Annotated in this window: 5 protein-coding genes and 2 tRNA genes; 1 reads left to right on the top strand and 6 read right to left on the bottom strand. The window is 66.1% G+C overall.

All coding sequences use genetic code 11. The features are described from left to right. Positions 1 to 66: 66 nt before the first annotated feature. The 4 genes from DMO17_RS08155 to DMO17_RS08170 form a co-directional block, all read right to left on the bottom strand. Positions 67 to 3135, bottom strand: coding sequence for an efflux RND transporter permease subunit (locus tag DMO17_RS08155; protein WP_110682008.1), 3069 nt, complete (start codon positions 3133 to 3135; stop codon positions 67 to 69). Next, on the bottom strand, positions 3132 to 4160 hold the full coding sequence (locus DMO17_RS08160; protein ID WP_110682009.1) for an efflux RND transporter periplasmic adaptor subunit: 1029 nt from the start codon (positions 4158 to 4160) through the stop codon (positions 3132 to 3134). Before DMO17_RS08160 ends, DMO17_RS08155 begins: the two co-directional genes overlap by 4 nt. Positions 4161 to 4241: 81 nt before the next feature. Further along, positions 4242 to 5021, bottom strand: a complete 780-nt coding sequence (locus DMO17_RS08165) for an ABC transporter permease (protein WP_076583531.1) — start codon at positions 5019 to 5021, stop codon at positions 4242 to 4244. Then, entirely contained in the window at positions 5018 to 5950 is a 933-nt protein-coding gene (locus DMO17_RS08170) for an ABC transporter ATP-binding protein (RefSeq protein WP_110682010.1), read from the bottom strand. Before DMO17_RS08170 ends, DMO17_RS08165 begins: the two co-directional genes overlap by 4 nt. Positions 5951 to 6161: 211 nt before the next feature. On the opposite strand from DMO17_RS08170, the gene DMO17_RS08175 reads away from it, so the two are divergent. Further along, on the top strand, positions 6162 to 6572 hold the full coding sequence (locus DMO17_RS08175) for a PA2817 family protein (RefSeq protein WP_110682011.1): 411 nt from the start codon (positions 6162 to 6164) through the stop codon (positions 6570 to 6572). An 88-nt stretch (positions 6573 to 6660) separates the two neighbouring features. Here DMO17_RS08175 and DMO17_RS08180 read toward each other — a convergent pair. Then, a tRNA-Gly gene (locus DMO17_RS08180) sits at positions 6661 to 6736 on the bottom strand. A 1-nt stretch (position 6737) separates the two neighbouring features. Continuing rightward, positions 6738 to 6813 (bottom strand) — tRNA-Glu (locus DMO17_RS08185). Positions 6814 to 6828 lie beyond the last annotated feature (15 nt).

Raw genomic sequence — 6828 nt, forward strand, 5'->3', positions numbered from 1 at the left:
CGATGCCTGGTTAAGGCATAGTCGCCAGGCCCCGTCACGCCAACCGGCACTGACCAGCGGCGCGAATTAGGCGGTCTGCGGTTCGTCCTGGTGCACGGCGATCGGCCGCCAGCGGCGCAGCAGCATGTACAGCGTCGGCACCACGAACAGGGTGAAGAAGGTGCCCACCAGCAGGCCACCGACGATGACCATGCCGATCTGCTGGCGGCTCTCGGCGCCGGCACCGCTGGCGATGGCCAGGGGCACCGCGCCGAGGACCATGGCGCCGGTGGTCATCAGGATCGGCCGCAGGCGCTGCAGCGCCGCCTCCAGTACCGCCTCGCCCAGCTCGCGGCCCTCGCGCAGCAGGTGGTTGGCGAACTCGACGATGAGGATACCGTGCTTGGTGATCAGCCCGATCAGGGTCACCAGGCCGACCTGCGAGTAGATGTTCAGGGTGCCGCCGAACAGGGTCAGCGCCAGCAGCGCGCCGGCCATCGACAGCGGCACGCTGAACAGGATGATCAGCGGGTCGAGGAAGCTCTCGAACTGCGCCGCCAGCACCAGGAAGATGAACACCAGGGCCAGCACGAAGATCAGCGCCACCCCGCTTTCGGACTCCTTGAAGTCACGCGAGGTACCGGTGTAGTCGAACTGGGTGTCGGCCGGGAAGATCGCCCGCGCCCGCTCCTCCAGGTGATCCAGCGCCTGACCCAGGGTGTAGCCGGAGCCGACGTTGGCGGTGACCGTCACCGCGCGCAGCTGGTTGAAGTGGTTGAGCTCGCGCGGCGCCACCGTCTCGCGCACCTCGATCAGGTTGGACAGCTGCACCATGCTGCCGTCGCGCCCACGCACGTAGACGCGGTTGAGGTCGTCCGGGTTGCTGCGGTCAACGTCCTGCAGCTGCACCAGCACGTCGTACTGCTCGCCGTTCTGCTTGAAGCGGGTCACCTGGCGGCTGCCGAACAGGCTTTCCAGGCTGCGGCCGATGGTGGCCACGTCGGTACCCACGGCTACCGCCTGCTCGCGGTTGACCGTGACCTTGAGCTGCGGCGTGTTGAGCTTGAGGTCACTGTCCAGGCTTTCCAGGCCCGGGTAGTCGCGCACCTCGGCCAGCAGCTGCTCGACGTAGGGCTGCAGCTCGGCGTACTCCAGCGAGGAACGGATCACGAAGTTCACCGGCTGGTTGCGCGCGCTCTGCCCCAGCGGCGGCCGGTTGATCGGGAAGGCGCGCACGCCGGGGATGTCCTGCAGCTTGGGCAGCAGCTCGTCGCGGATCTCGAACTGGCTGCGCTCACGCTCGTCCCAGTCCTCCAGCTTCATGAACGACAGTCCCTGGGCCACCGTGGGGAAGCCGACGATGACCATGTAGCGGTTGGTCTCGGGGATGGCGGCATAGGCCTCCTCCAGCTGCTTGGCGTAGCGGCTGGTGTAGCCGAGGGTGGCGCCGTCCGGGCCGTTGATCGAGCCGACGATGGTGCCGGTGTCCTCGGTCGGAGCCAGTTCGCTGCGCAGGCCGAGGAACAGCCAGGCGCACAGGGCGAGCATCGCCGCCAGCACCACCAGCACCAGCCACCAGGCACGCAGTACCCGCTGCAGCAGGTGCCCATAGCCCTGGTTCAGCCGCTCCAGGCCGTGCTCGATGAGGTTGTACAGGCGGCTGTGGTGCTGCTGCGGCGAGTGCGTCTTGAGCAGGTAGGCGCACATCATCGGCGACAGTGTCAGGGCGACGAAGCCGGACACCAGCACGGCGCCGGCCAGGGTCCAGGCGAATTCGGTAAAGAGCTTTCCCGTCGTGCCCTGCATAAAGCCGATCGGTGCGTACACTGCAGCCAGGGTCAGGGTCATGGCGATCACCGGGAAGGCGATCTCGCGGCTGCCGACAAAGGCCGCCTGCAGTGGGCGCATGCCCTGCTCGATGTGCCGGTGGATGTTCTCCAGCACGACGATGGCGTCGTCCACCACCAGGCCGATGGCCAGCACCATGGCCAGCAGGGTCAGGGTGTTGATGGAGAAGCCCATCAGCGCCATCAGCGCGCAGGCGCCGATCAGCGACACCGGGATGGTCACCAGCGGGATCAGGGTGGCTCGCAGCGAGCGGAGGAACAGGAAGATGATCAGGATGACCAGCAGCACCGCTTCCCAGATGGTGGTGTAGACGTTGTCGATCGACTCGCGGATGAACTGCGAGTTGTCGTTCGACACCTGCATCTCCATGCCTTCAGGCAGCAGTTTGCGGATGCTCGGCAGCGCCTGCTCCAGGCCATCGGAGATGTCCAGCGGGTTGGCCGTGGCCTGTTTGATCATCCCCACGGCCACCGCCGAGCGGCCGTTGAAGCGTGCCAGGGTGCGCTCGTCGGCGGCGCCGATCTCGGCGTGGCCGACGTCGGCCAGGCGCAGCAGGTAGCCACGCGAGTCGTCGAGGATCAGCTGGTTGAATTGCTCGGGGGTCTGCAGGTCGGTCTCGGCCAGCACGGAAAACTCGCGCTGAACCGACTCGATGCGCCCGGCGGGAATCTCCACGTTCTGCCGGCGCAGGGCGTCCTCCACGTCCTGCACGGTGAGGTCATGCGCGGCCAGCTTCTCCGGATCGAGCCAGATGCGCATGGCATAGGTGCGCGCACCGCGGATCAGCACCTCGGACACGCCGGGAATGGTCTGCAGGCGATCCTGCACCACCCGCTCGATCACGTCGGTGATCTCCATGGCGGAGAAGCGCTCGCTGTAGAAGGCCAGCCAGATCACCGGCTGGGCGTCGGCCTCGACCTTCTGCACCATCGGCTCGTCAATCTCGTCCGGCAGCAGACTGCGCACCCGCCCCAGGCGGTCACGCACGTCGTTGGCCGCCTCGTCGGAATCGGTGCCGAGGCGGAACTGCGCGGTGATCTGGGTATTCTCCGAGCGGCTGATGGAGCTGACGAAGTCCAGGCCCTCGATGCCGGAGAGCACGTCCTCGACCGGCTGGGCGACCTGCGACTCCATGATCTCCGGGCTGGCGCCGGGGTACATGACGTTGACCGTGACGATCGGCACGTCGATGTTGGGGTATTCGCGCACCGCCAGGCGCTGGTAGGCCAGCAGGCCGAGCAGCACGATGATCAGCGACAGCACGGTGGCGAACACCGGCCGGCGGATGCAGATGTCGGACAGGCTCATTGCACCTCACCCCGCGGTTCGCTGCGCACCTCGCGGCCCGGCGCGACCTTCTGCCAGCCGGCGCTGATCAGCGTCTCGCTGCCGTCCAGGCCCTCGACCACCTCGGCCTTGCCGCGCTGGCGCTGGCCCAGGCGGATCTGCCGGCGCTCGACCTTGCCGTCCACCACCAGGTTGACGAACAGCAGCTGGCCCAGCGGCATCACCGCCTCTTCCGGAATCAGCAGGGCCTGCGGGCGCTCGGCGAGGATCACCGACACCTTGACGAACTGCCCGGGCTTGAGGCGCTGGTCGGCATTGGCCACCTGCGCGCGCAGCGCCTGGCTGCGGCCGACTTCGTCCAGACGCGGGTTGAGAGCAATGATCTCGCCGCGGAAGCGCTCGCCGGGATAGGCGTCCAGGCTCAGCTCGATGGCCTGGCCCAGGCGCACCTGGCTGACTGCCTTCTGCGGGATGCGGAAGTCCACCTTGAGCGGGTCGAGCACTTCCAGGTTGACGATATTGTCGCCGGCGCTGAGGTAGTCGCCGGCGCTGACCAGGCGCAGGCCGAGCACGCCGTCATAGGGCGCGCGGATCTGCGTCTTGTCCAGGCGGGCCTGGGCCAGGGCCAGGCTGGCGCGCGCCGCCTGCAGCTGCGACTGTGCCTCGTCGAGGGTCTGCGCATTGCTGGCGCCACGCTTGAACAGCATCTGCGTGCGCTCGAAGCTCTTCTCGGCCAGGTCCAGGTTGGCGCGGGCCTGGGCCAGCTCGGCGCGGGCGATGGCGTCATCCAGGCTGACCAGCAGATCACCGGCCTTGACCGCCTGGCCCTCGCGGAACTGCAGGCTGGCGACACGGCCGTCGACTTCCGGGCGGATCATGGTCGACTCGTCCGAACGCAGCGAGCCGAAGGTCACCAGCTCGTCACGCACCAGCGCCCGCTCGGGCTGCACCACTTCCACCAGTGGAGGTCGCTCGGCCAGGGCCGCAGGCGCAGCGATGGCGAGCAGGGAAGCGATGAACAGGGCGTGACGGCGGCGGGTAGTCATCGAGCGACCTCTTGTTGTCCAAGTGGTCGAGTCTAACGATGCCGACCGGGCTTGCCGACCGCCGAAAATGTTACGCGATGCTTACTGGCGCATGCCGCGCCCGCTCTTCAGCAGGCGAATGCAGACGATGTAGAGCACCGTGCTGGCCAGCAGCATCATGCCGATGGCGATGCCGATATTGATGTCGGACACGCCGAGAATGCCGTAGCGGAAGGCGTTGACCATGTGCAGGATGGGGTTGGCCAGCGACACCGTCTGCCAGAACTCGGGCAGCAGGCTGATCGAGTAGAACACCCCGCCCAGGTAGGTCAGCGGCGTCAGCACGAAGGTCGGGATGATCGAGATATCGTCGAAGTTACGCGCATACACCGCGTTGATGAAACCGCCCAGCGAGAAGGTGATGGCGGTGAGCAGGATCACCAGCACCGTCACGCCCAGGTGGTGCACCTGCAACTGGGTGAAGAACAGCGACAGCAGGGTGACGATGAAGGCCACCGCCAGGCCGCGCAGGGCGCCGCCGATGGTGTAGCCGATGAGGATGGTGTGCGGCGATACCGGCGATACCAGCAGCTCCTCGACGTTGCGCTGGAACTTGCTGGAGAAGAAGCTCGACACCACGTTGCTGTAGGAGTTGGTGATCACCGACATCATGATCAGGCCGGGCACGATGAACTCCATGTAGGAGTACTGCCCCACGCCGCCGACCTGGCTGCCGATCAGGCGGCCGAAGATCACGAAGTACAGGGCCATGGTGATGGCCGGCGGCAGCAGGGTCTGCGCCCAGATGCGCATGAAGCGCCGCACTTCGCGGCGCACGATGGTCTGCAGGGCGACCCAGTTGGAGGCGAGTTCCGGGCTCATTTGGCCACCTTTTCCAGGTTCTTCTCGACCAGGGAGACGAACAGCTCCTCCAGGCGGTTGCTCTTGTTGCGCAGGCTCAGCACCTCGACCTTCTGCGCCGCCAGCTGGCGGAACAGGTCATTGATGCCCTGGCTCTTCTCCACCTGCACTTCCAGGGTGTGGTCGTCGACCAGCTGCGCCGGGTAGCCGGTCAGCTGCGGCATGACCAGAGTCGCCTCCTTGAGGTCGAGCAGGAAGGTCTCCACGTGCAGCTTCTTCAGCAGGTCCTTCATGCTGGAGCGCTCGACGATGCGGCCGTGGTCGATGATGCCGATGTTACGACAGAGCTGCTCGGCCTCTTCCAGGTAGTGGGTGGTGAGGATGATGGTGATGCCCTGCTGGTTCAGCTCGGTGAGGAAGCTCCACATCGAGCGGCGCAGCTCGATGTCGACGCCGGCGGTCGGCTCATCGAGGATCAGCAGGCGCGGCTGGTGGATCAGCGCGCGGGCGATCATCAGGCGGCGCTTCATGCCGCCGGACAGCTCGCGCGAGGCGTTGTTGCGCTTGTCCCACAGGCCGAGCTGGGTCAGGTACTGCTCGGCGCGCTCCCTGGCCAGCTTGAGCGGTATGCCGTAGTAGCCGGCCTGGGTGGTGAGGATGTCGAAGCACTTCTCGAACTGGTTGAAGTTGAACTCCTGCGGCACCACGCCCAGGCAGCGCTTGAGGCCGGAGGGGTCGCGGTCGAGGTCGTGGCCGAACACCTCGACCGTGCCGCCGCTCTTGTTCACCAGGGTGGAGAGGATGCCGATGGTGGTGGACTTGCCGGCGCCATTGGGGCCCAGCAGGGCGAAGAAGTCGCCCTCTTCCACCTCCAGATCGATGCCCTTGAGGGCCTGGAAGCCGTTGGCGTAGGTCTTGGTCAGCTGCCGGATGGACAGTGCGGAGGTCATGTAAGTGCGCTTACTCGGCAAGGGGATGGCTTAGATAAGGTCATGGAGCGGCATTTGCAACCTTTGGTTACAGGCTAGCCTGCCCGCAATCGGCGCGGGATGAAAGCCGCGACGGCCGATGATGACTATCGACAGCACGCATGGACGGCGGGACAGGGCGCAGCGCTCGCTCTATACTCCGCGGCCGTTTTCCCGACTCAGGACTCTTGCCATGGCCTCGACCTACCTCGACCACCACCTCGCCCTGCTCGCCCACCTGCGCGGCATCCTGGTCGCCCTGGGCGAAGCCGAGCAGGTGGAGGACGATGCTCACGCCCTGTTCCTCGAACGCTTCGATGAACTGCTCGCGCAGCTGCCGAGCGATACGGAAGGCAGCCTGTACCTGGGCCAGGACCTGATCAGCCAGGTATTCCACCGCTACCCGCAGATCGCCCACCTGGTGCCGCGCGACCTGCTGTGGTTCTTCGGCGGCGACTGCCTGCACTTCATGCCGGACGAGGAGATCGCGCTGTTCCAGCGCCTGGACGAGCGGCGCTTCGAGGCCGAGGAGAACGGCGAGCCGTTCGACTGGAACCAGGAAAAGCAGCTGCTCGCCCTGCCCGCCGAGAGCGCCAAGCACTGACAACGAAAAGCCCCGCATCAGCGGGGCTTTTTCATGGCCTTGAAGCACAAACGAAAACGCCGCTCGATTGAGCGGCGTTTCGTGAAACTGGAGCGGGAAACGAGACTCGAACTCGCGACCCCGACCTTGGCAAGGTCGTGCTCTACCAACTGAGCTATTCCCGCATGGCGTCCCCTAGGGGACTCGAACCCCTGTTACCGCCGTGAAAGGGCGGTGTCCTAGGCCACTAGACGAAGGGGACGTGGCCAGGAGCTTA

Origin of the sequence: Aquipseudomonas alcaligenes (assembly GCF_003205495.1) — a bacterium.
Lineage (GTDB): Bacteria > Pseudomonadota > Gammaproteobacteria > Pseudomonadales > Pseudomonadaceae > Aquipseudomonas > Aquipseudomonas alcaligenes_B.